This is a genomic window from Mycobacterium lehmannii, assembly GCF_001499925.1.
In the GTDB taxonomy this organism is placed as follows: Bacteria; Actinomycetota; Actinomycetes; order Mycobacteriales; family Mycobacteriaceae; genus Mycobacterium; species Mycobacterium lehmannii.
Genome location: NZ_LQIR01000067.1, coordinates 58625 through 84909 on the forward strand (window position 1 = coordinate 58625; position 26285 = coordinate 84909).

A 26285-nucleotide genomic window follows, 5' to 3' on the forward strand; every position below is an offset into this window, starting at 1 on the left:
TCGGGCTCCGGACCCCCGCTGTTCACCGTCCGTTCGCCTGGGACGGCTGACGGACTACTTGGCGCCCTGTGCGGCGACGGCTGCCGCGCCGGCGGCGGCGGCCTCGGGATCCAGATAGGTGCCGCCGATGATCCTCGGCTTCAGATCGGAGTCCAGGTCGTAGCGCAACGGGATGCCGGTCGGGATGTTGAGGCCGACGACGTCCTCGTCGGACATCCCGTCGAGGTGCTTGACCAGGGCGCGCAGCGAGTTGCCGTGCGCGGCGATCAGCACGGTCTTACCCGCGCGCAGGTCCGGTTCGATCGTCGAGGTGTAGTACGGCACGAACCGCTCGACGACGTCCTTGAGGCATTCGGTGCGTGGCGGACCGTCGGGCAGGTCGGCGTAGCGGGGGTCGCCGTCCTCGCTGTAGGTGCTGCCCGGCTCGATCGGTGGCGGCGGGGTGTCGTAGCTGCGCCGCCACGCCATGAACTGCTCGTCTCCGTAGCGCTCCTTGGTCTCGGCCTTGTTCAGACCCTGCAGCGCGCCGTAGTGGCGCTCGTTGAGGCGCCAGTCGCGGTGCACCGGGATCCAGTGCCGGTCGGCCTTGTCCAGGGCCAGATTCGCGGTGGTGATCGCGCGGCGCAGCAGCGAGGTGTAGACCACGTCGGGTTGGCGATCGAGTTCCTTTATCAGCTCGCCGGCACGGACCGCTTCGGCGCGGCCCTTCTCGGTGAGGTCGACGTCGACCCAGCCGGTGAACAGGTTCTTCTCGTTCCAGTCGCTCTGCCCGTGGCGGAGCAGGATCAGCGTGCAGTCACCCCGGGAATCAGACATGGCACAATCCTCTCACGGCAGACGGATCGCCCACCCCCCGTACCGAGACCGACGAAATGGTGGAATCCGGTCGAAAAAACCCGCCAAAACGTCGGTCTGGGCGAAAGGGTCAGTCGTCCTCGTCGTCGATCAGGTGGGCGAACGCCTGCAAATTCTTCAGCGACTCGCCGCGCGACACCCGCCATTCCCACTCCTTCTGGATCGACGAGCGAAATCCCAACTCCAACAACGTGTTGAAGTCGTTGTCGACGGCTTCGAGCACCTGACCGAGGATCCGGTCGACTTCGTCGGAGGTCACCGATTCCAGCGACATCCGCCCGACGAGGTAGATGTCGCCGACGTTGTCGAGCGTGTACGCGACCCCGTAGAGGCGGCGGTTGCGCTTGAGCAGGAACCGGTAGACGCCCTCGTGATTCTCGTCGGGCTTGCGGCAGACGAACGCCTCGATGCGTACCGAGTGCTCGCCGATCGACAGGATCGTGTTGGTCTTGAGCCGTCGCTCGCCGGGCAGTTCGACGATGATGCCGGCCAACCCGCCGCGCGCACCTTCGTGATACGTGCAGACCAGGCCGTTCTCCTTGCACGCCTCTTCGATGACCTTCGCCGCGTCGGTCATGCCCGCACCCCCCGCCGCCGCGAGAACCGCCGACCCGTACGGCGCGCGCCGTCTCGCATCTGGTGACGTGCCCGGTAGTCGGCGACGGCGCGGCCGTAACTGGCCAACAGCGCGTCGACGGTGCGGGCCCACGAGAACGTCGCCGCGTGGGCCGCGGCCGCGGGCCTCAGAGCGTCGGCGCGGCCCAGCACATCGCCGATGGCGTGCGCCCAGTCGCCGTCGTCGTGCCCGTCGACCAGTGTCCCGGTGACACCGTCGCGCACCGCGACCGGCAATCCGCCGACCGCGGCGGCCACCACCGGCGTCCCGCATGCCTGAGCTTCGACCGCGACCAGGCCGAAAGACTCCGAATAGCTGGGTACGGCCACCAGGTCGGCGGCCCGGTACACGTTGACCAGCTGTTCGCGCGACTGGGGCGGCAGGAACGTCACCCGGTCCGAGATACCCAGATCGTTGGCCAGTCGAATCAGCCCGTCGGGGGCCTGCAGCCCGGAGCCGGAGGGGCCGCCGGCCACCAGCACGCGGACGCCCGGCAGTTTGGCCGCGGCGCGCAGTGCGACGTCGGGCGCCTTCAGCGGCTGGATGCGCCCGACGAACGCGACCACCTGCTCGTCGGTGCCGAGTCCCAGCGCGGCACGCGCGGCGTTGCGGTCCCCGGGTGTGAACGTCTCGAGGTCGACGCCGGGGTGCACCACATCGATCCTCGCCGGATCGGCGTTGTGTACCGAAACCAGTTGCTGCGCTTCATGTTCGGTGTTGACGATCAACCGGTCGGCCTCGTCGACGACCTGCTGCTCACCGACCGCGCGCAGCGGCGGTTCGGGTGAGTCACCCTCGGCCAGGGCGGCGTTCTTGACCGCGGCCAGCGTGTGCGCGGTGTGCACGAGCGGCACCGCCCAGCGGTCGCGCGCCAGCCAGCCGACCTGACCCGACAACCAGTAGTGCGAATGGACGATGTCGTAGTAGCCCGGTTCGTGCGTCGCCTCCGCGCGCAGCACCCCCGCGGTGAACGCACACAACTGGGTGGGCAGGTCGTACTTGTCGAGCCCCTCGAACGGGCCCGCGACCACGTTGCGCACCAGCACACCGGGAGCGACCCGCACGGTGGGTTGGTCGGCCGACGAGGTCGCCCGCGTGAAGATCTCCACTTCGACCCCGCGGCGAGCCATCTGCAGCGCGCTCTGGAGCACGTAGACGTTCATCCCGCCCGCGTCGCCGGTGCCGGGCTGGGCCAACGGCGACGTGTGCACCGACAGCACGGCGACGCGCCTGGGGACCGGAAGTCCGGCGGCATCAGAACGGGACGGATCCGTTGCTAGGCGCACACAGACATGTCTACACCGTCGGCCCGAGGCGCCCCGTCACGCAGGGACCTCGGGCCTGGCTTCGGGTCGGCGCGATTGCGCGCGCCGCATCGCGCCGATCGGGTCGGCGTACAGCCCGCCCAGCGACACGACGCCCGCGCCGGCTTCCTGCACCCGGTTGCCGAACACGGTGAGCCGGATCTCGCGAGCGGGCATCACGGATCGCTGTGCGAAGGCGGCCTCGACCGTGGCCATGCCCTCGGGGTACTCGGTGAACGCCTGACCGCCGACGACGAGATCGTCGGGGTTGAGCATGTCGCGCAGCAGGGCGACGGCCTCACCCAGCACCCGGGCACGCTCGACCAGCAGGTCCTGCGCCGGCCGGCTGCCCTGACGCGCGGTCTTGAGCAGCGCCTGCATCGTCGAGCCCGGCCCCTCGAGCGGAATGACGCGCGCCTTGCGGGCGGCGATCAATACGGCCTCGTCGCTGACGGTCGACTCCAATTGGCCGGTGCCGCCGAGCAATTCGGAGCTCGCGGGCAGTGCGGCGATGGTACCGGGACCGCTGGCCGGGGAGTGCACGCGCCCGCCGATGGACAGCGCGTAGCCGACGGTCTCGCGGGCATAGACGTACAGGCTCGTGCCCGCGGGGGCGAGGAGCGTTTCTGGCCACGTGGTCGACGGTTGCCTGCGTGCCCCCAGCAGGAGTTCGGCGCCCGCCATCGCGTCGACATGCGAGGCCACTGACACCGGCAGTCCGATCGCCTCGGCGAGCACCGGACCGACCGGCGCGTCCGACCATCCGAGTCGCGGGTGGTCCAGGTAGCCGGTCGCGCTGTCGACGACACCGCCGGCCGCCACACCGACCCACAACGGGCGCCGGCGGTGCCAGCGGCTCAGGTATCGGCGGGCGCTGCCTGCCAGCGACGTCAGCGCCGCGCCCTGCGGACCCCGCGGGGTCGGCGTCTCCACCACGTCGAGGGTGCGCCCGAACAGGTCGGTGGCGACGATGCTGGTGGTCTTCGCGCCGATGTGGACGCCGAGCGTGAGGTAGGGCTCGTGGTTCACCTCGACAGGCACTCGGGGCCTGCCGATCGCGCCGGAGACCGCGAGGTCGGCGCGCTCCCTCAGCACACCGGCCTCCAGCAGCGCGGTGACCTGGCGGTTGACGGTCGCGATGCTCAGCCCGGTGACCCGCGCGATCGCGTCACGGGCGATGGGTCCGCGCTGGCGGGCCGCACTGAACACCGAGGCGGCGGCCGCGTCGGCGACCTTCAGTGACGGCGCGACGATCCGCGTGCGGGCCTGGCGGTGCCGGCCGGTGACGAACGTCAGCGTCTGCTTGGGATGCTGCGCGCTGCGCACGGGGCGCTTGGCGGAGAGGGTGGTGGCGACGGGAGTGCTCATCTGCTTGTCCTTGGGGAGAATTCGGCCGGCGGCGGTGTTCGGGCCACACCCGGCGATTCAGAAGGACAGAGATGTCGTCTTCAAACAGTCAGGCGCGGCGAGGCGTGCAACAGCAACACGCACGCCGCATACAGGCCTGACTGGACAACACGAGGTGAACTTAGCACGCCAACTAAGGTTGGGCAGATGACGACTTTCCAGGCCGACGGTCGTGTCGCGGTGGTCACCGGCGCAAGCGCGGGAATCGGTGAAGCGACCGCGAGAACCCTTGCAGCCCTTGGCTTTCACGTGGTGTGCGTGGCCCGGCGCGAGGCGCCACTCAAGGCCCTGGCCGAAGAGATCGGCGGCACCGCGATTGTGGCGGACGTCACATCTGAGGAGTCCGTGTCGGCGTTGGCGGCGGCGGTGGACCGGGTGGATGTGCTGGTCAACAACGCCGGCGGGGCCCTCGGGCTGGATCCGGTTGCCGAGGCCGACGTCGAGCACTGGCGCTGGATGTGGGAAGTCAATGTGCTCGGCACGCTGCTGGTGAGCCGCGCGCTGCTGCCGAAGCTGATCGCGTCGGGCGACGGGCTGATCGTCACGGTCACCTCGATCGCGGCGGTGGAGATCTACGACAACGGCGGCGGCTACACCTCTGCCAAGCACGCGCAGGGCGTGCTGCACCGCACGCTGCGCAGCGAGTTGCTCGGAAAACCGGTGCGGCTCACCGAAGTTGCGCCCGGCATGGTGAAGACGGACTTCTCGCTGAACCGGTTCGAGGGCGACGAGGACCGCGCGGCCAAGGTGTATGAGGGCGTCACTCCACTGGTGGCCGAAGACATCGCCGAGATCATCAGCTTCGTCGCCAGCAGGCCATCGCACGTCGATCTCGACCTGATCGTGGTCCGGCCGCGCGATCAGGTCAGCGGGTCCAGCGGATCGCGGTTCAACCGGAAGCTCTGAAGATCTGCTTTTTACGTTCGCGTAGATCATTAAGCCGCGGGACGTTATCTTCCACTCGAAATCAATTCAACTGGACAGGGTGGGATGACATGAAGAAGGCAATCGCGGCCGCTGGACTGGCGTTCGCGGGCTTGATGGGCGCAGCGGGAACGGCCCATGCCGTTGATTACCTGGAGACCGACGCGAACGGGCAGCCGTGGTTCTGGCCCACCGAGGCCGAATGCCAGTCGGACGCCCCCATCGTCTGGAACGATCCGAACTTCGACCGGGCCTACCCGTATTGGTTCTGCGCCCCGGGCGACGGCGGCTGGTATCTGTTCAGCACCGACGCTCAGTAGGCGGGTCAGCCGCCGGGCGTGCTGACACTGTGAACGTCACCCGCCCGGACGGCCGCTCACCGGCTCGGGTGCGCCCGACGGCGTCGCGGGCGCGGTGCTCGGCATGTCCGGAGCGTTCGCGTCCGACAGCGCCGACATCGACTTCCACTCCTCCCACGGCACGGCCCAATCCCAGATGTCGCCGTCGGCGTAGGACAACTGGATGCGCGTGCCGGTGACCTCGACGGGATCGCCGTAAATCGCGCTGTTGAAGTACTGCTCGGCATCGGCCGGTGACAAGTTGATGCAGCCGTTGGTGACGTTGCTGCTGCCCTGAGAACCCAGGCTGGCCGGGTTGGCGTGGATGAACTCGCCGTTGTTGGAGATCCGTACCGCATGCCGCATGTGCACGTTGGCGTAGCCCGCGGCCGGGTTGGTCATGTAGAAGTCTCTGTACTTCTCGGTGACGACGTGGATGCCGCTGCGGGTGACGTTGCGGTCCAGATCGCCTTCGCCGTAACTGCAGGGAAAGTCCATGACCACCGCGCCAGCCCCGTCGAGAACCTGGATGCGGTGCGACGGTGCGTCGGCCCTGACCACCTGACGACGGCCGATCTCGAAGTGCAGCGAGATGTCCTGCGCGCCGTAGGCGCCGTCGCCGAACGGCACGCCGTAGAGCTTCGCGTCGACGTTCACCTTGGTGCCCGCCGGGTAGTACTCGCGGGTGCGGTAGTGCACGCGCGACCCGCCGACCTCGTCGGGCAGCCACGCCCAGCTGCCTTCCACCTGCGGATCGGTGGTGACCGTGAGCGCTTTCTCGACGGCGGCCTTGTCGCTGATCGGTCCGTCGAACTGGAGGATGACCGGCGCCGCCACCCCGACGACCTGACCGTCGCCGAGTTGGAAGCGCCCACTCACCTGAGTGCTGGGGTTGATCGTGGAGAACGAGCCCTCGACGGGCGCCGCCTTGCCGTCTCGGCCGACAACCGAGCCCTTCCACGTGTACTGCACGCCGTAGCCGAGCGGTTCGGTGATCGTGAACTCGGTGCGGTCGCGGTTGAGCGCACCGGCGACGACCTTCCCGTCGGGGTTGGTCAACGAGACCCGCTGAAACCAACCGTCGGCGACCTGGACACCGACGGGCGCGGTCGGCGAGACGTCGGTCGCGGCGTTTGCCGGCGTGAAGTCCAGCGAGGGGGCTCCGGACGCTTCACCGTCCTGCGACGCCGAAGACCCGTCGTCCTTGGAGCCGCACGCGGCCAGCACGCCCGGCGCGACGACGCCGACCGCCAGTGCGGCCAGGGCGCGCCGCCGGTTGAACCCCGGCGGTAGGGGTTCTGCTCTACTCACGTGAATCGAGCGTACCTACAGCGAGCACCCGATCAGGACAGGCTCGGCTGTGAGCTCGATCCCGAATTTCGTTCGGACGCCGTCACGTACCGTCCTGGCCAGCGCGATCACGTCGGCGGTGGTGGCGCCGCCGCGGTTGGTCAGCGCCAGCGCATGCTTGGTCGACAGCCGGGCGGCGGCGCCTTCGCCCGGATGGCCTTTGCCGAAGCCGGCCCGCTCGACCAGCCACCCCGCGGCCAGTTTGACTCCGTCGGGGGCCGGATAGTTGGGCACCGGTCCGTCGACCGAGGCGCGGAGCCGCTCGAACTCCGCGGTCGTGATGACGGGGTTGGTGAAGAACGAGCCCACGCTCCAGGTGTCGTGATCGTCGGCGTCGAGCACCATGCCCTTGCTCGCCCGCAGTGCCAGCACCGCCTCGCGGACCTCGAGCGGATCGGCGCGTGTGCCCTGTTCGGCGCCCAGCGCGGTGGCCAGTTCGCGGTAGCGCAGCGGTGCGCTGCGCCCGGCCGGGTCCAGCGCGAACTCCACCTCGAGCACGATCGCGTCGTGCGCGTATTTGAGGACGCTGGTGCGGTAGCCGAACCGCAGTGCCTCGGTTTGGACCCAGCGGTCTTCTCCGGTGCGACGGTCCAGCAGGCGCGCTCGTCGGATGACGTCGGCCACCTCGGTGCCGTACGCGCCGACGTTCTGTACCGGTGTGGCCCCGGCCGACCCCGGTATCCCCGACAGGCACTCCAGGCCACCGAGCCCGTGTGCCAGCGAGGTGACCACGACGTCGTCCCACACCGCACCGGCCTCGGCGCGCAGCACATCACCGTCGACGGTGATCTCGGTGTTGGCGAGATGGATCACCGACAGGTCGGTCAGCTCGTCGGACAGCACGACGTTCGAGCCACCCGCCAGAACGAGCGCGTCGTCGCCGGGACCGAGCGCGCGGACCACGTCGATGACCTTCTGCGTGGTGTCGCACGTGATCAGCCGTCGCGCGACGGGTCCGACCCGCAGCGTGGTCAGCGGCGCAAGCGGCACCCGCTCCTCGACGGAGGCACCCCCTAGCTGCGAACCGACCACGGGCGGTAACGGTAGCCTGACCAGCTATGCCGCGCTCATTCGACATGGCCGCCGAGTACGGGGGAACCGTCGAGCAGGTCCACCGGGCGTTCGGCGACGAGCGGTACTGGCTCGCGCGGCTGACCGATTCGGGCGCCGACATGTACTCGCTGGACTCGATGGTCGTCGACGACCAGGGCGGCATCGACGTCGTCACGACGCAGACGTTGCGCGCCGACCGGCTGCCCGGTGTGGTGACCCAGTTCCACCGCGGGGACCTGAGCTTCGTGCGCGAGGAGGCGTGGAGCCCGGTGCTCGACGGGCAGGCCACCGCGACGGTCAAGGGGTCGATCCCCGGCGCGCCTGCGAACCTGACGGGCACGGCGATGCTGGCGCCGGTGGGCGGCGGTTCGCGGCTGCGATTCACCGTCGAGGTAGAGGTGCGAGTCCCGTTGGTGGGTGGCAAGATTGAGAACTTCATCGGCGGCCAGCTCGTCGACCTGCTGATCGCCGAGCAGCACTTCACCACCCTGTGGATCGCCGAAAACGCTTGAGGCGCAGCGTCAAGTGGTGGTACCGCCGAGGGCGGTGACGCAGAACCGCCACCGGGCCATACACTCGGGTCATGAGCGGGCCCATCGGTCAGCTGACCCGGGGCACCACCGGCCACAACCGGTTGCGCCGCAGTGACCGCTGGCTCGTGCACGCGCCGCGGGTCCGCGCCGCCCTGGCCGCTGCCGAGGATCCGCTGGTCATCGATCTCGGTTACGGCGCACTGCCGGTGACGACGCTGGAGCTCGCCGCCCGGCTGCGGGTGGTGCGCAACGATATTCGCGTCGTGGGCCTGGAGATCGATCCTGACCGCGTGCAGGCGGCACAGGCGGCGGGGGTCCCCGCGGTGCAGTTCGGCCTCGGCGGTTTTGAATTGGCGGGGATGCGGCCGGTCCTGGTGCGGGCGTTCAACGTGTTGCGGCAGTATCCCGTCGAAGCGGTTCACCAGGCCTGGTCGACGATGCAGCGGCGGCTGGCGTCCGGTGGTCTCATCGTCGACGGCACCTGCGATGAGATCGGCAGGCGAGCCTGCTGGATTCTGCTGGACGCCGACGGGCCGCTGAGCCTGACGCTGGCATGCGACCCGTTCGCGATCGAACGGCCATCTGACCTGGCCGAGCGGCTTCCGAAGGCGCTGATTCACCACAACGTCGACGGTCAGCCCGTGCACACGCTGCTGACCGCTGCCGATCGCGCGTGGGCCAGCGTCGCGGGCCACGGCGTATTCGGTCCGCGGGTCCGGTGGCGTGCGATGCTGGAGTTATTGCGCGACAACGGTTTTCCTGTGGCATCCGCGCGACGCCGGATGCGCGACGGGGTGCTCACCGTGCCCTGGTCGACCGTCGCGCCTTTCTGAAGCCGGGGGCCGTAACCGCTGACGCCGTAGGCTGGGCCGTATGCGGATTGCCCTCGCGCAGATCCTCAGCGGCACCGACCCGTCGGCGAACCTCGCGGTCGTGGAGGACTACACCCGCCGCGCCGCAGACGCTGGCGCGCGGATGGTGCTGTTTCCTGAGGCGACGATGTGCCGGTTCGGGGTGCCGCTCGCCCCGGTCGCGGAACCGCTCGACGGGCCGTGGGCCTCGGCCGTGCGGGCCATCGCCGAGCGGATGGGCATCGTCGTCGTGGCGGGAATGTTCGTGCCTTCCGGTGACGGGCGCGTTCTCAACACGCTGATCGCCGCCGGCGACGGCATCGACGCGCACTACGAGAAGATCCACCTCTACGACGCGTTCGGGTTCAAGGAGTCCAAGACGGTCGCGCCCGGCCAGGAGCCGGTCCTGATCGAGGTCGACAGCGTGGGTGTCGGGTTGACGCTGTGCTACGACGTCCGGTTCCCCGAGCTCTACGTCGAGCTGGCCGAACGTGGTGCACAGCTGATCACCGTGCACGCATCGTGGGGCAGCGGACCGGGCAAGCTCGACCAGTGGACGTTGCTGGCGAGGGCTCGGGCGATCGACACGACCGGCTTCGTCGCCGCCGTCGACCAGGGCTGTCCCGAACCCGACATCGCCGCGCTCGGCCCGACCGGCGTGGGAGGCAGCCTGGTGGCGTCCCCGACCGGTGACGTGCTGGTCAGCGCCGGTGACGACCCGCAGTTGCTGGTGACCGACATCGACCTGGAGGACGGCCGCAAGGTACGCGAGACGGTCGCGGTTCTGCGCAACCGCGCGGACTTCGCTCGTCGCGGTAAGGCAGAATCGCGCTCGTGACTGACCCGTGGGCCCGCCCGAACCAGCCGTCGCCGCCGCAGGGCCAGGTCCCCCCACCCCAGCAGGACCAGGCACCCCCGCCGCCGCAGGGGCCTCCGCCACAGGGGCCGCCGCCGGGACCCCAGGGACCGAATGAACCTGGCCAGGGCGAGCCGCCGCGCTCCGAGTCGAAACTCAGGAGCCTGTTGCGCGATCCCCTGTCGATCGTGCTGGTGGTCGTCATCGTGGTGGCTCTGGTGCTGGCGGGCGTGCTGGCCGGAGAACTGTACGCACGCAACCGCGCGAACGATGTCGTCGCGGGCGTCACGTCATGCGTCGTCGAAGACGAGGCCAGCGCATCGTTCGGCGTCATGCCGCCGTTCCTGATCCAGCACATGTCCGGCCACTACACGAACATCCACATCGAGACCGCCGGCAATCAGATCCGCGACGCCAAGGGTATGAAGGTCGAGTTGACCATCGAGGACGTCCGCCTCGAGGACACGGCCACCTCGGGCGGCACGGTCGGCTCGCTCGTCGCGGATATCAACTGGTCATCGGAGGGCATCCGGCAGACCATCTCCGATTCGATCCCACTCATCGGCGCATTCGTCAGCGGGGTCACGACCAACCCGTCCGACGACACGATCGAGTTGGAAGGTGCGCTCGGCTCGATCAGGGCGCGGCCGACGGTCGCCGACGGCGGAATCTCGCTGCAGGTGATCGAGCTGACCGGGCTGGGCTTCACGCTGCCGCGCGAAGCCGTGCAGCCGGCGTTGGACGCGTTCACCTCCGAGCTGACGAAGAACTACCCGATGAACATCAAAGCCGATTCGGTGGAGGTCACCGATGACGGTGTGGTGAGCCGGTTCTCGACCCGCAACGCCGACATCCCGAAGGGTCAGCAGGATCCGTGCTTCGCCGAGCTGTGACCCTCAGTCGGTGACACCGGTCCAGCGGAAACTGTTGACGTACTTGCCCATATCTATCGCCAGCTGCAGGTTCGCACCCGATGGATGCCCGGTGCCGAAGTCGGGAGTGAATTCGCGGTAGGGGCCGATGGCCGAGGCCACCAGCGCGACATCGTTTTTGACCGCAACCATCACGATCAGCCGGAGCCGGGTGAAGCTGCCGCTGGCGTCCTGCGGATAGTCGTCGGCGACGACGCCGTAGCCGGGTTCGTAGCCGACCATCGCGTTGGGGATTTCGTATTCCGTTGTGGCGTCGGGGTAGTACTCGTCGATCAGGCCCTGGGCGACCTGCTTGGCGGTCCGGTTCTCGGCGGGCAGACCGAACAGCTCGAGCATGCCGGTGTCGCCGCCGGTGAAGTGGAGCTCGACTCCATCGGGAAGGAGGGTGGCCTCGTACGCGCTGCCGGGCCCCGGGTATTGGACGGAGAACGACCCGTCGGCGGCGTAGAACCGCGGGTTGGATTCGATGAGCTCGCCGATCGGTGGGCGTCCACAATCCGGGGGGCACACGATCTTCGGGATGTCGGGGGTGGTGATTACGGCCGCCACCACACCGGCCGTCACCGCGATGGCGGCGCCCGCACCCAGCGTCACAAGCACCCGCGCGCGGCCCATGCCTTCCTCGAGGCTCCGCACCGGTCGCTCCGGAGCCAGGGCCCGCTGTCCACTGCGCAGCGCAGCCAGTGCGACAGCGGCGATCACGAGATGCACGATCAAGTGCACGATGTGCGGGACCGGGGTGTATTCGGTGACACCCATGACCGTGTAGAGCACCAGTGCCACAACCACACTCGCGACGGTCATCTTCCGACGGCGCTCCCACAGCGCGATGCCGACGAGTCCGCCGAGCGTGAGCGCGGTCAGCGGCAGGGTCAACCCCTGGATACCGGCCTGCGCCAGAAGCGCGCTGACCCACAGGTCTTCAGCCCTGACGCCGGTCGCGAACTGCGGGGCCAGTCTGACCAAAGTCGCTGCCGACGTGAACACCACGGCGCTCAACGCGCCGACCGCGTAGCCGTCGAGCGGCATTCGGGTCGCCCCGCGGCGCAACCGCAGCACTGCCGGCGGGATGAGCATCACGAGCGCACCGCCAACCGGTATCGCGGTGCCTACCAACAGTTTCTCGCGATCCAGCTCACCGCCGCTGAGTGCGACGTCGTGAGACTCGGCCACGATGCTGCCGGTTGCCAATGCCCACGCGGCGCCGAGTGCCGCAGCCAGCGCAGCGGTCAGCACCAACTGCCGTGCCGGTACGTCGTGACCTGCCTGACGCAGATAGACGACGAACACCAGCGCCACACCGAGCGCTCCGATCGCGATCAGCGGCGCCTGCCAACGCAGCACCGCGAACCCGACCAGCATCACCGCCAGCGCTGCCAGCGCCAGCCCGAACGTCGTCCTTGACGAAGCAGCCACATGCGGAAACAGGGTGCTCGTCAAGGGATCTCGCCACCGACGGCGGCGGCGTGGTGACGCTTCGGTCAACGCGACGTCTTCTGCAGGTCGAGAATGTTGCGGGCGAGGTTCTCGGTGTTCGGGGTGCCGAGGCCCGTAACCAGGTCGTACCCCGGTGACGCCAGATCGACGGCGTTGCCGCCCTTGGTCACATCCCGGAAGCCGGGCAGACGCGACCCGGAGGCTACCTGGTACAGCACCGGATTGACGTTTCCGACCTGCCGTCCACCGTTGGCCAGCAGGTACTGGTTCATCAGCACGGTGAGTGCCGCCCAGATCGGCGCCGATTGCGACGTACCGCCGCCGACCACCTCGCGCTGGCCGAAGATGAACCGCACACCGGTGAACGGATCGGCGACCGCGGAGACGTCGGGGAGCAGGCGGCGGCGTTCGGTGTCACGCTCGACATCCAGTTTGTCCTGCCACGCCGGACGGGCGAACAGCTTTGCCACCCCGCCGCTACTGCCCTGCGACAGCGGGGAATCCACCCACGCGTGTTCGGCCAGCCACTGCCCGCGCGTACCGGTCGACAACGTGGTGCCTCCGACCGACGTCATCGTGGGAAGCGAGGCGACCGCGTCGACACCGACGTCGTCGGGGCCCGGCGGAGCCGACCATCGGTCTCCGCCTTTGCACTCCAGGCCCGCGGTGTCCCCGCTGGCGTCGAACGCCGTGGTGCCGCGCCGCTGGGCGGCCGTCAACGCCGCCTCGACCGGAGCCAGATCCGCCGCGGTGACGAACGCCTCGCATCCCCATCCGATCGACAGGCTCCACACCGCTCCGGGGTAGTCGCGGTCGACCTGTTCGAACAGCCTCCCCAGCTTTTCGTACGTGCCGTCGCCCTCCACCGTCGGCCTGGCGTTGACCACGACAAGTCGTGCATCGGGTGCAATCGCGTGTGCCACTTGCAGATCCATCGCCGTCTCACCGTGCACCTCGGACGGTTTGCCGCCGACGATCTCGGGTGTGAACCGGGGTAGCCCGGAGCTGTCGGCGAACAGGTCGAGGTCGTCTTGCTCGACGCTGTCGAACGCGAAGATGACGATCGTCGCGCCCTCGCCGGTGAAGCCGGCGTCCGCCAACGGCGTCGCGTTGTACGCCGACAACAGTCCGTCGGGCGTCAGCCCGCCCTTGGGTACGTCAAGGGGAACGAAGTCGGGCCGCTTCATGCGGTACGGGGTGTAGCTCATCACCCGCCCGACCGCGGTGACGTCGCCGCGTACCTGCGGCGGTATCGCCGGCTGTTCGGGCGAGGCGTAGAACTCCTCCCCTTTGGCAGACCGGTAGTCGCGCACCGGAATCGCGAATGCCCGCGCGAGATCCCCGGCAGCGCCCTCGACGATCGCCCAACTGTCGCCGGGCCGCCAGCGCACCCAGAGGTCGCGGTCGCTCGCCCAGCCCATCAAGGCGGCCGGACGTTGCGGTCCGCCGAGCGTTACGGTGACTTGCGCGTCCGCCGAACGTGACGGGCCCAGGTCGGTCGAGCTCGCCAACAGTGCCGCATAGGGACCGGTGATCACCGCCGGGGTGCGTGGTGCACACGCACCCGACGCTGCGATCAGCAGCGCGGCGGTGAGGAGGGCGCAGGGCCGGTGGACCCCGCGCCTACTGGCCGTGAGGACCGCGGTGTCGGCCGGGCGTCGGACCGGGAGCCGGTGGCGCATGAACGGTGGGCGAGAACGGGTTCGGCTGATTGGGATCGACGCGCGGCGCCTTCTCCGTCGGCGTGGCCGGCGGAGGCGGCGCCGTAGTGGTGGTTGTGGTCGTCGTCGTGGTGGTCGACGTCTCCGGTGCCTCTTCCTCTTGTGAGGCGCAGCCGGCGGTGAACGCGCCCGTCGCCAGCACCGCGGTAACCCCCGCTCCGGCCAGCGCTCGGCGAAGCAAACCGCTTAGAGTCATCATGATCAGGTCCTATCCACGGTTTCCCGTGCGCAGAGTGCGATGGTTCCAGCCGTCGGGGGCGGACGTCACTATACGGCAAATATCGGTGACCAATGTAAATTACTGGCGGCGGTCAAGTTTCGGAAAGCCCTCGAGCACCGCCCTGGTCCCCGACAGCCCCAACCGGGTGGCGCCTGCGTTCAGCATCGCGATCGCGTCATCGGCGGTCCGGATACCGCCACTGGCTTTGACCTGCGGACCCACCGTCGCCATCAGCTCCACGGCACGTAGCGACGCCCCGCCTGCGGGATGAAATCCCGTGGAGGTCTTGACGAAATCGGCCCCCGCGTCCGCCGCGGCCCGGCAGGCGGACAGCAGGGTCTGCTCGTCGGCGAGCAGGAGCAACGCGGCGGACTCGACGATCACTTTCAGCGTCGCGCGCGCACCGATCTCGCTACGCACGGCCTCGATGTCGGCGCGCACCGCCGCGAAGTCGCCGTGCAACGCGGCTCCCACGTCGATCACCATGTCGATCTCGCCGGCGCCGTCTTCCACCGCGAGCCGTGCCTCACTGGCTTTGACCGCCGAAAGATGTTTGCCCGAAGGGAATCCGACGACCGCACACACCAACTGCGACGGCGAACCGGACCGTCTGGCGACCGAAACCATCGACGGCGACACGCATACGGCGTAAGCGCCGAGGGCCGCAGCCTCCTCAGCGGCCGCGGCGACGTCGTCCTCGGTGGCTTCGGGTTTGAGCAGTGTGTGATCGACCAGTCCGGCGACCTCGTCGCGCAGGTAGGTGCGGGCCATCAGAACGGCTCTTCGGTACCGCCGGGGTTGCAGCCGGTCTCCACCATCTGCTCGTAGGGGACCTCGGGGCGCCACGGCTCGAGATTCCAACTGGTCTTGCGGGGTTGGTAGTACTCGGCGAATTCCCAGTGACAGACAAATTGGGGCCTCATGCCCGGGATGTCCGCATCGGGCGCGAGCGCCAGCACCTCGGCCCAGGCCATCTCGCCCTGGGCCGGAGTGGCCAGCCCGGACGCCTGCCTGCCTGCCGCGGTCGGGTACACGCGCAGGCTCGACAAATCGCCCCACTTGGCCCATTCGACGTGATCGACGAACGGCGGGGCAGGCACCGTCGGCTTGGCAGGTGGATTCGCCGATGCCACGGGGGCCGCCAGCGCAGGCACGGTGAGGCCGGCCGCCATGACGACGACCGCGATGGTTGGCCGCACTACCGGGACTTCCCCTGGACCTCGAGCAGCTTGGGCCGCACGTCGACCAGGTAGACACCGGCCGCGACGGCTGCGATGGCGGGGCCCAGCACGGAACCCAGGACCAGCGCGAGCAGCCCCGCGACCCCGAGGATGACCAACCACACCGGCTTGGTCAGTTTGTCGGCGGCCGGGTAGGCGTCCGGCCGTTGCATCGCCGCATGGACGAATGCATACACCGTCGTCACCAGCACGGCGATCTGCAAAAAGAAGAGGACGTAACCCACCAAGCCTTGGAGCTGCACGCTTCAAGACTAAGCGGGTGACGTCCCCTCGGTCGACTTTGGGCCTTGCGACCCGCTGTCGAGTCCTTACTTCTGGGTGACCTTCTTGGCTGTCGCCTTCTTGGCCGGGGCCTTCTTGGCCGGCGTCTTCTTCGCCGGAGTCTTGGCCGGAGTCTTCGCCGGGGCCTTCTTGGCGGTGTTCTTCACCGGCGCAGCACCCTGGTCGGCCTTCTTCGGCAGCTCGACGCCGACCAGCTTGGCGGCGCGCTCACCGACGGCGCGGGTCTGCGCGGCCACGTTGCCCAGCGCCTCCTGGGTCAGCTCGACGGCCTGGTCGGTGTACCCCTCGACCCGGCCGGCGGCCTCGCTGAAGCCGGGCTGGCTGCGCAGGCGCTCGAGTGCGGCCTCACCGCGCTCGACGAGCTTGTTGTAGGTGGTCTGCGCGGCCTCGGCGTAGGTCTCGGCGAACTTGCGCAGCTCATCGGAGCTCAGACGGTCGCGCAGCTCACCGAACTGCGTCGGCAGGTCGTCCTGCAGTCGGTCGATCCGCGCACGGGTCTCCTCGACGCGGCTACGCGAGTCGGTGCGGGCGTCGTCGGCGCGCTCACGAAGGGCGGCGACGATCTCGTTGACCCGCTCGAGGGCGAGGTCCGCGGCACCGACGGCGGCGAGCAACGGCGCCTTCAGGTCGTCGGGGGTGGGCTGGTTCTTGGCGGGAGTGTTCTTGGCCATGGTGTTCCTTTCTGAGGATGTGGTTCGGTTGCGTTCGTGTTCAGAAGCCGGAGTCTCTATTCAGTCGACGACTCCTGTTCTGTGTCGCTACCTGCCTCGTCAACCTCGGCCTCGTTCTGCTGACAGAACGACGTGTAGATGTCGAGCAGCACATGCTTCTGCCGCTCGGTGATCGCCGTGTCGTTGACGATGGCGTCGCGCACCTCGCTCTTCTCGCTGGGCTCGAGAATCCCGGCCCGCACGTAGAGCACCTCAGCCGACAACCGCAGCGCCTTGGCGATCTGGTTGAGCACGTCGGCAGAGGGTTTGCGCAATCCCCGCTCGATCTGGCTGAGGTAGGGATTGCTGACGCCGGCCTTCTCGGCCAACTGTCGTACGGATACCTGAGCGGCTTCGCGTTGCGTCCGGATGAACGTGCCGATGTCCTGGGCGGCGGTCTGCGCAGCGTTGGACACGACGAGGGCAAGATTGTCATCCTGCGACATGCGAAGCCCTCCGTGCCTCGGGTATCCAATAAGCGACACCCCTACCGTACGACGCAGTGCTAACTTTTGCAAGCACTCGTTAGCGCAGGTCAGAATATAAGTTGGGCTACGGAATAGATCACGAGGCCCGCCAGCGCGCCCACCACGGTGCCGTTGATCCGAATGAATTGCAGGTCCCGTCCGACGTGGAGTTCGATACGGCGACTGGCCTCGTCGGCGTCCCACCGCTCGATGGTTTCGGTGATGATCGCGGTGATCTCCACGCCGTACTGGGCGACCAGGTGCTGGGCCGCCCGGATGATCCAGTTGTCCACCTTGTCGCGCAGGTCGGCGTCGTCGCGCAGCGACTCCCCGATCAGCATCACCGAGTCCGCGACCCGCGTGCGCAGCGTCGATGAGGGGTCGTCGACCGACTCGAACAGGATGCGCTTGGCCGCCGTCCACGCCGTCTCGGCCGCGCGCGTGACCTCGTCGCGGGCCATGACCTGTTCCTTGACGTTCTCCGCGCGCTCGATGGTGGCCCGATCGTGCTGGAGGTCGTCGGCGAACTCGAACAAAAACCGGGTCGCCGACCGCCGCAGCTCGTGGTCCGGGTTGCGGCGCACCTTGTCGGTGAAGTCCATCAACTCGCGGTGGATGCGGTCGCCGACGAGGTGGTCCACCCAGCGTGGGGACCAGGTGGGCGAATCGCGTTCGATCACCCGGTCGATGACGGGCCCGGCGTTGAGCGACCACTGGAAGGCGCGGTCGGCGAGCAGTTGCAGCAGGGCCTCCTGCCGGTGTTCGGCCAGCAGCGTGGCCAGCACCCGACCGATGGGCGGACCCCACTGCGGTTCGGCGATGCGTTTGACGATCATCCGGTCGAGCACCTGCTGCACGTCCTCGTCGCGCAGCATCTCCACCAGAACCCGCAGCACGGTGGCGGTTTCGGCGGCAACGCGTTCGGCGTGCGAGCGTTCGGAGAGCCACTTGCCGAGCCGACCTGCCACTTCGGCGTTGCGCAGCTTGGCCGACACGACTTCAGGAGACAGGAAGTTCTCGCGAACGAAAGCACCGAGACCCTCGCCGAGCTGGTCCTTTTTTCGCTTGATGATCGCGGTGTGCGGGATGGGGATGCCGAGCGGGTGCTTGAACAGGGCGGTGACCGCGAACCAGTCCGCCAGGGCGCCCACCATGCCGGCCTCGGCGGCGGCGCGCACATAGCCCACCCAGTCCGGGGCAGCACCGGCGGACTGGGCCCATGTGCAGATGAGGAAGATGACCGAGGCGCCGACGAGAAAGCTCAGCGCGACGACCTTCATGCGCCGCAGCGAACGGCGGCGCTCGGCATCGGCTACTGAGTCGGCCCCGGCCAGGGACTCGGCGAAGCTTCTCCGCGGGGCGGGCGGAGCCGCCGGGGCGTGCCGTCCGGCGCTCGGTCTATGTGCCACTTCTCCATCATCCGCTACGACGCGCGGCAGCTCGGACCGGCAACACGAGGTGTCAAGATCGGCCGTACTATCGAGGGGAACTACGGAACGGATCACGGGGATAGTGGCACAACAGTCCGAAGCGATCGCGGTCAAGACAGACGGCCGCAAGCGGCGTTGGCACAAGCACAAGGTAGAGCGCCGCAACGAGCTGGTGGATGGCACCCTGGAGGCGATCCGCCGGCTCGGTAGCGGCGTCAGCATGGACGAGATCGCGGCCGAGATCGGCGTCTCGAAGACGGTGTTGTACCGCTACTTCGTCGACAAGAACGACCTCACGACCGCGGTGATGATGCGGTTCGCACAGACCACGCTGATCCCGAACATGGCCGCGGCGCTGTCGTCGAACCTCGACGGTTTTGAACTCACTCGTGAGGTGATCCGGGTCTACGTCGAAACGGTGGCCGCCGAACCCGAGCCCTATCAGTTCGTGATGGCGAACAACTCGGCGAGCAAGAGCCGAGCGGTCGCCACGTCCGAGCAGATCATCGCCCGCATGCTGGCGGTCATGCTGCGGCGCCGGATGCAGGAGGCCGGTATGGACACCGGCGGCGTCGAGCCGTGGGCGTACCACACGGTCGGCGGTGTTCAGCTTGCCACGCACTCGTGGATGTCCAACCGGCGTATGAGCTCCGACGAGCTGATCGACTACCTGACCATGCTGTCGTGGAATGCGTTGTGCGGCATCGTCGAAGTGGGCGGGTCACTCGAGGCGTTCCGCGGCCAACCACATCCGTCGCCGGTGCTTCCGCCCCCGACGCAAGACGACCGGTGAGCTCGGACCCGGTCACCTCGCCCATCGTCGACGCGGTGCGGTTTCGGGCCGGTGACAAGGTGGCCGATCTGAACCCGTCGGCGACACCGGGTTTCGACGGCGCCAAAGCCGATGCGGCGCCGGTGCAAGCGGCCCGCAGCAATCGCCTCGCCGAGCTGCAGGAGCTGCTCTACGCCAGTTCGAAAGGCCGTGACGACGCCCGCTCGGTGTTACTCGTGCTGCAGGGCATGGATGCCGCGGGCAAGGGTGGGATCGTCAAACATGTTGTCGGAGCGGTCAACCCGATGGGTGTACGTTACACCGCATTCGGCAAGCCGACACCGGAGGAGCTGGCGCACGACTTCCTGTGGCGCATCCGGCGCGCGTTGCCGCCGCCGGGACACATCGGCGTCTTCGACCGGTCGCATTACGAGGACGTGCTCATCGTTCGGGTGCACAACCTTGTGCCGCCGGAGGTGTGGGGTGCGCGCTACGACGAGATCAACGCGTTCGAGCGTGAACTCGTCGACGGTGGAATGACTCTGGTGAAGGTGGCGATGTTCATCTCATTGGACGAGCAGAAGAAGCAGCTCCTCGAACGGCTCGACGACCCGACGAAATACTGGAAGTACAACCCTGGTGACATCGACGAGCGCCTCAAATGGCCCCAGTATCAGGAGGCCTACCAGGCGGTGCTGGACCGCACGTCGACCGACTATGCGCCGTGGCATGTGGTGCCCTGCGATCGCCGGTGGTACAGCCGGCTCGCCGTCACCGAACTGCTGATCGAAGCGCTCGAGGGCCTCGACTTGTCTTACCCGCCTGCGAATTTCGACGTCGACGCGGAACGCAAGCGGTTATTGGAGTCGTAAGGCGTCGAGACTGCGGGGCGCCCGGCGCCGAGCGTCGTCAATATGGCGCGATCCGGACCAAATTGCGTCAAAACCCCGACGCTCGGCAACCGGCCGACCCACCAACGCCGCAGACCATGCCGGCCGGGCCCGATGCACGCGGGCGCCTCCTGAGCGCGCAGCCGCCCCGATGCACGCGGGCGCCTCCTGAGCGCGCAGGCGCCCCGAGCGTCGGAAGTATGGTGCGATCCGGCCCGAAACGCGTCAACAATCCGACGCTCGGCAACCATCCGGCCCGAAACCCATCAGAACTCGGACGCTGGGGAACCGACTGAGCCGCTGGCGCGCCTAACCACGTGTGGAACATTTCATTTTGGGCAGTCAGGCGCTCGCTGAGGGTGTCGTTACGCGTTACGCCTTACGCAAGGACTACATCAAGGTCCACCACAACGTATACGCACGGGCGGGGGCGAAGCTCGACGCCGCTGACAAGGCAGTGGCTGCATGGTTGTGGTCACGCGGCAAGGCGGTGCTCGTTGGACACTCGGCTGCCGCGATGCACGGCGCCCGATGGATACCCGACGACCTGCCTGCTGAATTAGCTCACCCCAACCAGCCATCGCCACCGGGCATCGTCATCCATCGCGGCGTCCTCGCCCACGACGAGATATGCCTGCGCGGCAGCATCGACTGCACGACGCCGGCCCGCACGGCCTACGACATCGGCCGCCGCGTGCCGGGGGATCTGGGGATCATGCGAATCGACGCCCTGCTCAACGCGACCGGGTGCACCGTCGCCGAAGTGCAGGGCATCGCGAACCGCTATCCCGGCGCACGGGGCATCCGTGAACTGCGCGCGACGATGGATCTCGTCGATGGCGGCGCGGAATCGCCGAAAGAGACCGAGCTTCGCCTGCTGCTCGTCCGTGACGGGTTGCCTCGCCCGGCCACGCAGATTCGCGTTGGCAATCGCCGAATCGATATGGGCTGGTGCCAGTGGAAAGTGGGCGTCGAGTACGACGGAGTGCAGCATTGGACGAGTCCGGACATCCACGCCGGAGACATCGAACGGCTGGAGTTCTTGGCCGCGCAAGGCTGGCTGATCGTGCGGGTCAGCGCGCGTCATCTACGGTGTCAACGAGCCGAGATAGTGCGCCGGGTACGCGAGGCGCTCAGAAGCCGCGGCTGCCCCGTTTGATGGGCGTGCGCTCGGCACTAGTAGCTGTAAAAGCCCAGGCCTGACTTCTTGCCGAGCTGACCCGCCTCCACCATCCGCAGCAGCAGCGGTGGCGGCGCATAGTGCGGGTCCTTGAGTTCGTCGAACATCGAGTCCGCGATCAGCTTCATGGTGTCCAGACCGATCAGGTCCGAAAGCCGCAGCGGGCCCATCGGATGCGAGAGTCCGGCCACGATTGCCTTGTCGACGTCCTCCACCGTGGCCACGCCCGCCTCCACCATCCGGATCGCCGAGAGCAGGTACGGCACCAGCAGCGCATTGACGACGAACCCGGAGCGGTCGCTGCACCGCACCACCTGCTTACCGAGCACCTCGCTCGCGAACTGCTCGGTCCGCTGCAGCGCCTCCTCGGATGTCACCAGCGTGTTGACGAGCTCCACCAGTGGCAGCACCGGTACTGGGTTGAAGAAGTGCAGCCCCAGTACCCGGCTCGGATTCTTCGTTGCCGCAGCGATTTTCATGATCGGGATGCTCGAGGTGTTCGACGCGAGGACCGCATCGGGATCGGTGACGACGGCGTCGAGCTGTGCGAAGACCTTGGCCTTGACCGCCTCGTCCTCGATGATCGCCTCGATCACGAGTTGACGGTCGGCCAGGTCGGACAGATCGGTGGTGTACGACAGCCGCGCCAACGTCGCATCGCGGTCGGCCTCCGAGAGCTTGCCCTTGCTCGCGGCCCGCTCCAACGAGCCGGTGATCCGCTTGCGCCCCGCCTCGACGAGTTCCTCGGACGGCTCGTAGACGACGACGTTGGCGCCGGCTTTCGCGGCCACCTCCGCAATCCCGCTGCCCATCTGTCCGGCGCCGACCACACCGACTCGTTCAATGCTCACTTGCGTCCTCTCCATAACATCAGGCCCCGCCCAATATAAGGACGGGGCCTGATGACAAGCCGTTGGGCCTCGTGAGCCTACTGGGCCTGGTCTAGGGGCCTGGGCCGCGCATCGTCAGTGGCTTCAGCCTTCGGTTCCACTTCCTCCTCGCGGCCTTGGGGCCGCGCATCGTCAGTGGAACTGACCCTCTTCGGTCGAACCCTTCAGCGCGGTCGTCGAGCTGTTCGGGTCCACCGTCGTGGCGATCCGGTCGAAGTAGCCGGCGCCGACCTCGCGCTGATGCTTGGTCGCGGTGTAACCCCGCTCCTCGGCGGCGAATTCGCGCTCCTGCAGCTCGACGTATGCCGACATCTGGTTGCGGGCGTAGCCGTAAGCCAGGTCGAACATCGAGTAGTTCAGCGCATGGAAGCCGGCCAGCGTGATGAACTGGAACTTGAAGCCCATCGCGCCCAGCTCCTTCTGGAACTTCGCGATCGTCGCGTCGTCGAGGTGCTTCTTCCAGTTGAACGACGGCGAGCAGTTGTAGGCCAACATCTGGTCCGGGAACTCGGCCTGCACGCCCTCGGCGAACTTCTTGGCCAGCTCGAGGTCGGGGGTGCCCGTCTCCATCCAGATCAGGTCGGCGTACGGCGCGTAGGCCTTGGCGCGTGCGATGCACGGCTCGATGCCGTTCTTGACGGTGTAGAAGCCTTCCTTGGTCCGCTCACCGGTGATGAACGGCTGATCGCGCTCGTCGACGTCGGAGGTGATCAAGGTGGCCGCCTCGGCGTCGGTGCGGGCGATGACCACGGTCGGGACGTCGGCGACATCGGCCGCCAGACGCGCGGAGGTCAGGGTGCGGATGTGCTGCTGGGTCGGGATCAGCACCTTGCCACCGAGGTGACCGCACTTCTTCTCCGATGCGAGCTGATCCTCCCAGTGCGAACCCGCGACACCGGCGGCGATCATCGCCTTCTGCAGCTCGTAGACGTTCAGCGCACCGCCGAAGCCGGCCTCGCCGTCGGCGACGATCGGCACCAGCCAGTTCTCGACCGAGGTGTCTCCCTCTACCTTGGCGATCTCGTCGGCGCGAAGCAGCGCGTTGTTGATCCGGCGCACGACCTGCGGCACCGAGTTGGCCGGGTACAGGCTCTGGTCGGGGTAGGTGTGACCGGACAGGTTCGCGTCACCGGCGACCTGCCACCCGGACAGGTAGATGGCTTTCAGCCCTGCGCGCACCTGCTGGACGGCCATGTTGCCGGTCAGCGCGCCGAGCGCGTTGACGAACTCCATGTCATGCAGCTGGTTCCACAGGATCTCCGCCCCACGCTTGGCCAGCGTGGACTCCTCGACGACGGTCCCCTGCAGCGCGACGACGTCCTCGGCCGAGTAGTCGCGGGTGACGTTTTTCCAGCGGGGATTGGTGTCCCAGTCGCGCTGAATTTCCTCGGCGCTCTTCGGCTTGCCAACGGTTGACATGGCGCTCCTTCGATCTGTTCACTATCGCTGCGGCGCCGCCGGAGTACCCGGCTTGTTAACGCCCAAACGGTTTAGCAGTTTCGCTACTACGAGGATGCCTCAGTCCATTAGCGCAGGTCCAGCCGTTTCGAGTGCCAACTTTCGCCAACCACTCCCCCGGATTTGCGAATCTTGCGAAGAACCAGGTGCGCTTGACCGGTTCAGAAGTTACCGATGAGTAGGCGATTTCCGCAGGTCAGTACGCTCGTACTGTTAAACCGATCATGATCAGAGGTTGAAGATCGCTGCGACGGCCTTGGCCTCGTCGCCGACCGCATATGTGAGCGTTGTAACAGTGCGGTCCGTCAGCTCCGGACCGAATTTGTCCGTCGAACCGGGCGGATAGGTGTGGCTGAGAATCTCCATCTTGTCGCCAAGGGCGACCGCGGCGTCGTGTTCGATTGTCACCCGCAGCGGGTACCGCGCCAGTTCCGGATGGTGGTGCAGGTAGTCCTCGATCACCGACCAGTACACCGCGTTGTTCATGTGGTCGAAGATGTCGATGTCGCTGACCCGCGTCGGGAACTCGCGGATGTCGTCGGCGTTGTCGCGGCTGCCCGCCGACAGGTACTCCTTCCACCGCAGCCGGTTGACGTCGGTCGTGCGCCGCAACCCCTCGAGGAAGTCGTCGGATATGCGCGCCGGTCCCTGCGTCTCGCGATTGATGTTGATCCAGAACGCCTCGGATTCGATCAGCCCGCCCTTTCGGCCGTCGATGCGCACCCGCATCTCGCACCACCGGTTCGACGTGCCCGAACACCAACGACGAAGCCGCAGGATGTCCTGGAACTCGATCGGGCGGATCATGTCGATCATCGTGCGGCGCACGATCCACAGCGGGTGGGTCTCCTGGAATCCCATTTCGCGCAACTGGTCGGAGCCGATGTCCTGAATGTGGCGCGTCGCGGCGTCGAATTTGAGCCGGCCTTCGCGGTCCACGTCGGCCACCCGGAGCGGCCACTCGATGTCGAAGACGTCGGGGTGCGGGTCAGGGACCGGCATCATGGTCTTGGCCAGGCCCTGCGCCGGGCTCGTTCCCGATCCCTGCTTCTCGCTCACGACCGCCGATCCTGCCACAGCGGTGGATCTGCCAACAATGCGAAGCGCGCCTTCGCACCGTTGCTACGCTGGCTGACGTGGCGAAAACGTTTGTCGGCTCACGGGTTCGGCAACTTCGAAGCGAGCGTGGCTTCAGCCAGGCGGCGCTTGCCCAGATGCTCGACATCTCGCCGAGCTACCTCAATCAGATCGAGCATGACGTGCGGCCGCTGACCGTGGCCGTCCTGCTGCGAATCACCGAGGTGTTCGGCGTCGACGCGACGTTCTTCGCCTCCGAGGACGACACCCGTCTGGTCGCGGAGCTACGCGAGGTCACGCTCGACCGCGACCTCGACATCAACGTCGACCTGGCCGAGATCGCGGACATGGTCGCCGCGCACCCCAACCTCGCCCGCGCGATGGTCAACCTCCACCGCCGCTACCAGCTGACCACCACCCGACTGGCGGCGGCCACCGAGGACAGGTTCGCCGCAGGCGGCGGCTTCAGCTCGGGCTCGGGTGCGATCACCATGCCCCACGAGGAGGTGCGCGACTACTTCTACCAACGACAGAACTATCTGCACGAACTCGACACCGCGGCCGAAGACCTCACCATCCGCATGCCGATGCACCGCTCGGAGCTCGCCCGCCAACTGTCGGACCGACTGACGATGGTGCACGGCGTGCGCATCGTCCACCGCATGGACCTCGGCGAATCGGTGCTGCACCGCTACAGCCCCGAGACCAAGACACTCGAGCTCAACAACCACCTCTCATCCGGGCAGACCGTGTTCAAGATGGCCGTCGAACTGGCATATCTGGAATTCGGCGACCTCATCGACAAGCTCGTCGACGAGGGCAAGTTCACCAGCGACGAGTCGACGCGGCTGGCGCGACTGGGCCTGGCCAACTACTTCGCGGCCGCAATGGTGTTGCCGTACGCGCAGTTTCACGATGTCGCGGAGAACTTCCGCTACGACGTCGAGCGGCTTTCGGCGTTCTACTCGGTCAGCTACGAGACGATCGCCCACCGGCTGTCGACCCTGCAGCGGCCGTCGATGCGCGGTGTGCCGTTGTCCTTCGTTCGCGTCGACCGCGCGGGCAATATGTCAAAACGCCAGTCCGCCACCGGTTTCCACTTCTCCTCCAGCGGCGGTACCTGCCCGTTGTGGAACGTCTACGAGACATTCGCCAACCCCGGGAAGATCGGAGTGCAGGTCGCGCAGATGCCCGACGGGCGCAACTACCTATGGGTGGCCCGCACCGTCGAACGGCGTGCGCAGCGCTACGGCCAGCCGGGTAAGACGTTCGCCATCGGCCTGGGCTGCGAGCTGCGCCACGCCCATCGGCTGGTGTATTCGGAGGGGCTCGACCTGTCCGGGGAGGTGTCGACGCCGATCGGCGCCGGTTGCCGGGTCTGCGAACGCGACAACTGCCCGCAGCGCGCCTTCCCCGCCCTCGGCCGTGCGCTCGACATCGACGAGCACCGCAGCACGGTCTCGCCCTACCTGGTACGTCGACCTTGATTCG

At 67.6% G+C, this 26285-nt stretch carries 27 protein-coding genes and 1 pseudogene; 10 read left to right on the forward strand and 18 right to left on the reverse strand.

Translation table 11 applies throughout. The annotated features are described in order from the left end of the window. Window positions 1–54 precede the first annotated feature (54 nt). The 4 genes from AU192_RS22260 to AU192_RS22275 all read right to left on the reverse strand — a co-directional run bounded on the left by AU192_RS22260 (window position 55) and on the right by AU192_RS22275 (window position 4143). Window positions 55–816 (reverse strand): phosphoglyceromutase, encoded by a 762-nt coding sequence (locus AU192_RS22260; RefSeq protein ID WP_064399697.1) that lies wholly within the window; start codon window positions 814–816, stop codon window positions 55–57. A 109-nt stretch (window positions 817–925) separates the two neighbouring features. Beyond that, a complete protein-coding gene (locus AU192_RS22265) occupies window positions 926–1432 on the reverse strand; it encodes a type III secretion system chaperone family protein (protein ID WP_064399698.1) in 507 nt (168 codons plus the stop codon). Continuing rightward, window positions 1429–2757, reverse strand: coding sequence for a D-inositol-3-phosphate glycosyltransferase (gene mshA, locus AU192_RS22270; protein ID WP_064399699.1), 1329 nt, complete (start codon window positions 2755–2757; stop codon window positions 1429–1431). Before mshA ends, AU192_RS22265 begins: the two co-directional genes overlap by 4 nt. Before the next feature lie 36 nt (window positions 2758–2793). After that, window positions 2794–4143 carry an ROK family transcriptional regulator gene (locus AU192_RS22275; protein ID WP_082695107.1) on the reverse strand — a complete coding sequence of 450 codons (1350 nt, stop codon included), beginning with the start codon at window positions 4141–4143 and terminating at the stop codon, window positions 2794–2796. 186 nt (window positions 4144–4329) lie between these two features. Here AU192_RS22275 and AU192_RS22280 point away from each other — a divergent pair, with 186 nt between their 5' ends. Both AU192_RS22280 and AU192_RS22285 read left to right on the forward strand, forming a co-directional pair. Beyond that, a complete protein-coding gene (locus AU192_RS22280) occupies window positions 4330–5088 on the forward strand; it encodes an SDR family oxidoreductase (protein WP_064399700.1) in 759 nt (252 codons plus the stop codon). Between the two features lie 89 nt (window positions 5089–5177). Further along, entirely contained in the window at window positions 5178–5426 is a 249-nt protein-coding gene (locus AU192_RS22285) for a hypothetical protein (RefSeq protein ID WP_064399701.1), read from the forward strand. A 36-nt stretch (window positions 5427–5462) separates the two neighbouring features. Here the strand turns inward: AU192_RS22285 and AU192_RS22290 are convergent, their stop codons facing one another. Continuing rightward, the gene (locus AU192_RS22290; protein ID WP_064399702.1) at window positions 5463–6755 is read right to left on the reverse strand and encodes a L,D-transpeptidase; all 1293 of its coding nucleotides are present in this window, start codon (window positions 6753–6755) and stop codon (window positions 5463–5465) included. A gap of 15 nt (window positions 6756–6770) precedes the next feature. Beyond that, on the reverse strand, window positions 6771–7826 hold the full coding sequence (locus tag AU192_RS22295) for a UDP-N-acetylmuramate dehydrogenase (RefSeq protein WP_064399703.1): 1056 nt from the start codon (window positions 7824–7826) through the stop codon (window positions 6771–6773). Window positions 7827–7852: 26 nt separating this feature from the next. On the opposite strand from AU192_RS22295, the gene AU192_RS22300 reads away from it, so the two are divergent. The 4 genes from AU192_RS22300 (at window position 7853) to AU192_RS22315 (ending at window position 10980) form a co-directional block, all read left to right on the forward strand. Then, entirely contained in the window at window positions 7853–8359 is a 507-nt protein-coding gene (locus AU192_RS22300) for a DUF2505 domain-containing protein (protein WP_064399704.1), read from the forward strand. A gap of 71 nt (window positions 8360–8430) precedes the next feature. After that, on the forward strand, window positions 8431–9213 hold the full coding sequence (locus AU192_RS22305; RefSeq protein ID WP_064399705.1) for a hypothetical protein: 783 nt from the start codon (window positions 8431–8433) through the stop codon (window positions 9211–9213). Window positions 9214–9253: 40 nt separating this feature from the next. After that, complete coding sequence (locus AU192_RS22310; RefSeq protein ID WP_064399706.1) at window positions 9254–10069, forward strand: carbon-nitrogen hydrolase family protein; 816 nt, start codon at window positions 9254–9256, stop codon at window positions 10067–10069. Beyond that, window positions 10066–10980, forward strand: coding sequence for an LmeA family phospholipid-binding protein (locus AU192_RS22315; RefSeq protein WP_064399707.1), 915 nt, complete (start codon window positions 10066–10068; stop codon window positions 10978–10980). The genes AU192_RS22310 and AU192_RS22315 overlap by 4 nt, the downstream gene beginning before the upstream one ends. 3 nt (window positions 10981–10983) lie before the next feature. Here the strand turns inward: AU192_RS22315 and AU192_RS22320 are convergent, their stop codons facing one another. The 9 genes from AU192_RS22320 to AU192_RS22355 all read right to left on the reverse strand — a co-directional run bounded on the left by AU192_RS22320 (window position 10984) and on the right by AU192_RS22355 (window position 18536). Beyond that, window positions 10984–12435: a zinc ribbon domain-containing protein gene (locus AU192_RS22320; protein ID WP_242656997.1), complete on the reverse strand. Its 1452-nt coding sequence runs from the start codon at window positions 12433–12435 to the stop codon at window positions 10984–10986. A gap of 65 nt (window positions 12436–12500) precedes the next feature. Continuing rightward, window positions 12501–14138: a S53 family peptidase gene (locus tag AU192_RS22325; RefSeq protein WP_242656998.1), complete on the reverse strand. Its 1638-nt coding sequence runs from the start codon at window positions 14136–14138 to the stop codon at window positions 12501–12503. Continuing rightward, window positions 14080–14376 (reverse strand): hypothetical protein, encoded by a 297-nt coding sequence (locus AU192_RS25275; protein ID WP_423202725.1) that lies wholly within the window; start codon window positions 14374–14376, stop codon window positions 14080–14082. Before AU192_RS25275 ends, AU192_RS22325 begins: the two co-directional genes overlap by 59 nt. Window positions 14377–14475: 99 nt before the next feature. Next, window positions 14476–15168, reverse strand: a complete 693-nt coding sequence (gene deoC, locus AU192_RS22330; protein ID WP_064399709.1) for a deoxyribose-phosphate aldolase — start codon at window positions 15166–15168, stop codon at window positions 14476–14478. Then, the gene (locus AU192_RS22335) at window positions 15168–15596 is read right to left on the reverse strand and encodes a DUF2599 domain-containing protein (protein WP_064399710.1); all 429 of its coding nucleotides are present in this window, start codon (window positions 15594–15596) and stop codon (window positions 15168–15170) included. Before AU192_RS22335 ends, deoC begins: the two co-directional genes overlap by 1 nt. Next, on the reverse strand, window positions 15596–15880 hold the full coding sequence (locus AU192_RS22340; protein WP_064399711.1) for a DUF2516 family protein: 285 nt from the start codon (window positions 15878–15880) through the stop codon (window positions 15596–15598). Before AU192_RS22340 ends, AU192_RS22335 begins: the two co-directional genes overlap by 1 nt. A 66-nt stretch (window positions 15881–15946) precedes the next feature. After that, complete coding sequence (locus AU192_RS22345) at window positions 15947–16591, reverse strand: hypothetical protein (protein WP_064399712.1); 645 nt, start codon at window positions 16589–16591, stop codon at window positions 15947–15949. 56 nt (window positions 16592–16647) lie between these two features. Next, window positions 16648–17076, reverse strand: coding sequence for a helix-turn-helix domain-containing protein (locus AU192_RS22350; protein ID WP_064399713.1), 429 nt, complete (start codon window positions 17074–17076; stop codon window positions 16648–16650). A gap of 89 nt (window positions 17077–17165) precedes the next feature. Further along, window positions 17166–18536, reverse strand: coding sequence for a DUF445 domain-containing protein (locus AU192_RS22355; RefSeq protein WP_165593340.1), 1371 nt, complete (start codon window positions 18534–18536; stop codon window positions 17166–17168). A 73-nt stretch (window positions 18537–18609) separates the two neighbouring features. Here AU192_RS22355 and AU192_RS22360 point away from each other — a divergent pair, with 73 nt between their 5' ends. The 3 genes from AU192_RS22360 to AU192_RS22370 all read left to right on the forward strand — a co-directional run bounded on the left by AU192_RS22360 (window position 18610) and on the right by AU192_RS22370 (window position 21348). Beyond that, on the forward strand, window positions 18610–19320 hold the full coding sequence (locus AU192_RS22360) for a TetR/AcrR family transcriptional regulator (RefSeq protein WP_064399715.1): 711 nt from the start codon (window positions 18610–18612) through the stop codon (window positions 19318–19320). Next, on the forward strand, window positions 19317–20171 hold the full coding sequence (locus AU192_RS22365) for a polyphosphate kinase 2 family protein (protein ID WP_064399716.1): 855 nt from the start codon (window positions 19317–19319) through the stop codon (window positions 20169–20171). Before AU192_RS22360 ends, AU192_RS22365 begins: the two co-directional genes overlap by 4 nt. 337 nt (window positions 20172–20508) lie before the next feature. Further along, window positions 20509–21348, forward strand: coding sequence for a DUF559 domain-containing protein (locus tag AU192_RS22370; protein ID WP_064399717.1), 840 nt, complete (start codon window positions 20509–20511; stop codon window positions 21346–21348). Window positions 21349–21365: 17 nt separating this feature from the next. On the opposite strand, the pseudogene AU192_RS22375 reads toward AU192_RS22370, so the two are convergent. The 3 genes and pseudogenes from AU192_RS22375 to AU192_RS22385 form a co-directional block, all read right to left on the reverse strand. Continuing rightward, window positions 21366–22241, reverse strand: a pseudogene (locus AU192_RS22375) (3-hydroxybutyryl-CoA dehydrogenase); the annotation flags it as partial. Window positions 22242–22391: 150 nt separating this feature from the next. Further along, a complete protein-coding gene (gene aceA, locus AU192_RS22380; protein ID WP_064399719.1) occupies window positions 22392–23678 on the reverse strand; it encodes an isocitrate lyase in 1287 nt (428 codons plus the stop codon). 267 nt (window positions 23679–23945) lie between these two features. Continuing rightward, entirely contained in the window at window positions 23946–24722 is a 777-nt protein-coding gene (locus tag AU192_RS22385; RefSeq protein ID WP_064399857.1) for an acyl-[acyl-carrier-protein] thioesterase, read from the reverse strand. Window positions 24723–24853: 131 nt separating this feature from the next. Here AU192_RS22385 and ramB point away from each other — a divergent pair, with 131 nt between their 5' ends. Continuing rightward, entirely contained in the window at window positions 24854–26281 is a 1428-nt protein-coding gene (gene ramB / locus AU192_RS22390; protein ID WP_064399720.1) for an acetate metabolism transcriptional regulator RamB, read from the forward strand. The last annotated feature ends 4 nt before the right edge of the window (window positions 26282–26285 follow it).

What these genes read in the sequence shown, in the direction of transcription:
- AU192_RS22305 (WP_064399705.1), top strand. Translation starts at nt 8,431, where the DNA reads ATGAGCGGGCCCATCGGTCAGCTGACCCGGGGCACCACCGGCCACAAC.
- AU192_RS22260 (WP_064399697.1), bottom strand. Translation starts at nt 816, where the DNA reads ATGTCTGATTCCCGGGGTGACTGCACGCTGATCCTGCTCCGCCACGGG.
- AU192_RS22285 (WP_064399701.1), top strand. Translation starts at nt 5,178, where the DNA reads ATGAAGAAGGCAATCGCGGCCGCTGGACTGGCGTTCGCGGGCTTGATG.
- AU192_RS22350 (WP_064399713.1), bottom strand. Translation starts at nt 17,076, where the DNA reads ATGTCGCAGGATGACAATCTTGCCCTCGTCGTGTCCAACGCTGCGCAG.
- AU192_RS22275 (WP_082695107.1), bottom strand. Translation starts at nt 4,143, where the DNA reads ATGAGCACTCCCGTCGCCACCACCCTCTCCGCCAAGCGCCCCGTGCGC.
- AU192_RS22325 (WP_242656998.1), bottom strand. Translation starts at nt 14,138, where the DNA reads ATGCGCCACCGGCTCCCGGTCCGACGCCCGGCCGACACCGCGGTCCTC.
- aceA (WP_064399719.1), bottom strand. Translation starts at nt 23,678, where the DNA reads ATGTCAACCGTTGGCAAGCCGAAGAGCGCCGAGGAAATTCAGCGCGAC.
- AU192_RS25275 (WP_423202725.1), bottom strand. Translation starts at nt 14,376, where the DNA reads ATGATGACTCTAAGCGGTTTGCTTCGCCGAGCGCTGGCCGGAGCGGGG.
- AU192_RS22310 (WP_064399706.1), top strand. Translation starts at nt 9,254, where the DNA reads ATGCGGATTGCCCTCGCGCAGATCCTCAGCGGCACCGACCCGTCGGCG.
- AU192_RS22385 (WP_064399857.1), bottom strand. Translation starts at nt 24,722, where the DNA reads ATGATGCCGGTCCCTGACCCGCACCCCGACGTCTTCGACATCGAGTGG.
- AU192_RS22280 (WP_064399700.1), top strand. Translation starts at nt 4,330, where the DNA reads ATGACGACTTTCCAGGCCGACGGTCGTGTCGCGGTGGTCACCGGCGCA.
- deoC (WP_064399709.1), bottom strand. Translation starts at nt 15,168, where the DNA reads ATGGCCCGCACCTACCTGCGCGACGAGGTCGCCGGACTGGTCGATCAC.
- AU192_RS22345 (WP_064399712.1), bottom strand. Translation starts at nt 16,591, where the DNA reads ATGGCCAAGAACACTCCCGCCAAGAACCAGCCCACCCCCGACGACCTG.
- AU192_RS22265 (WP_064399698.1), bottom strand. Translation starts at nt 1,432, where the DNA reads ATGACCGACGCGGCGAAGGTCATCGAAGAGGCGTGCAAGGAGAACGGC.
- AU192_RS22300 (WP_064399704.1), top strand. Translation starts at nt 7,853, where the DNA reads ATGCCGCGCTCATTCGACATGGCCGCCGAGTACGGGGGAACCGTCGAG.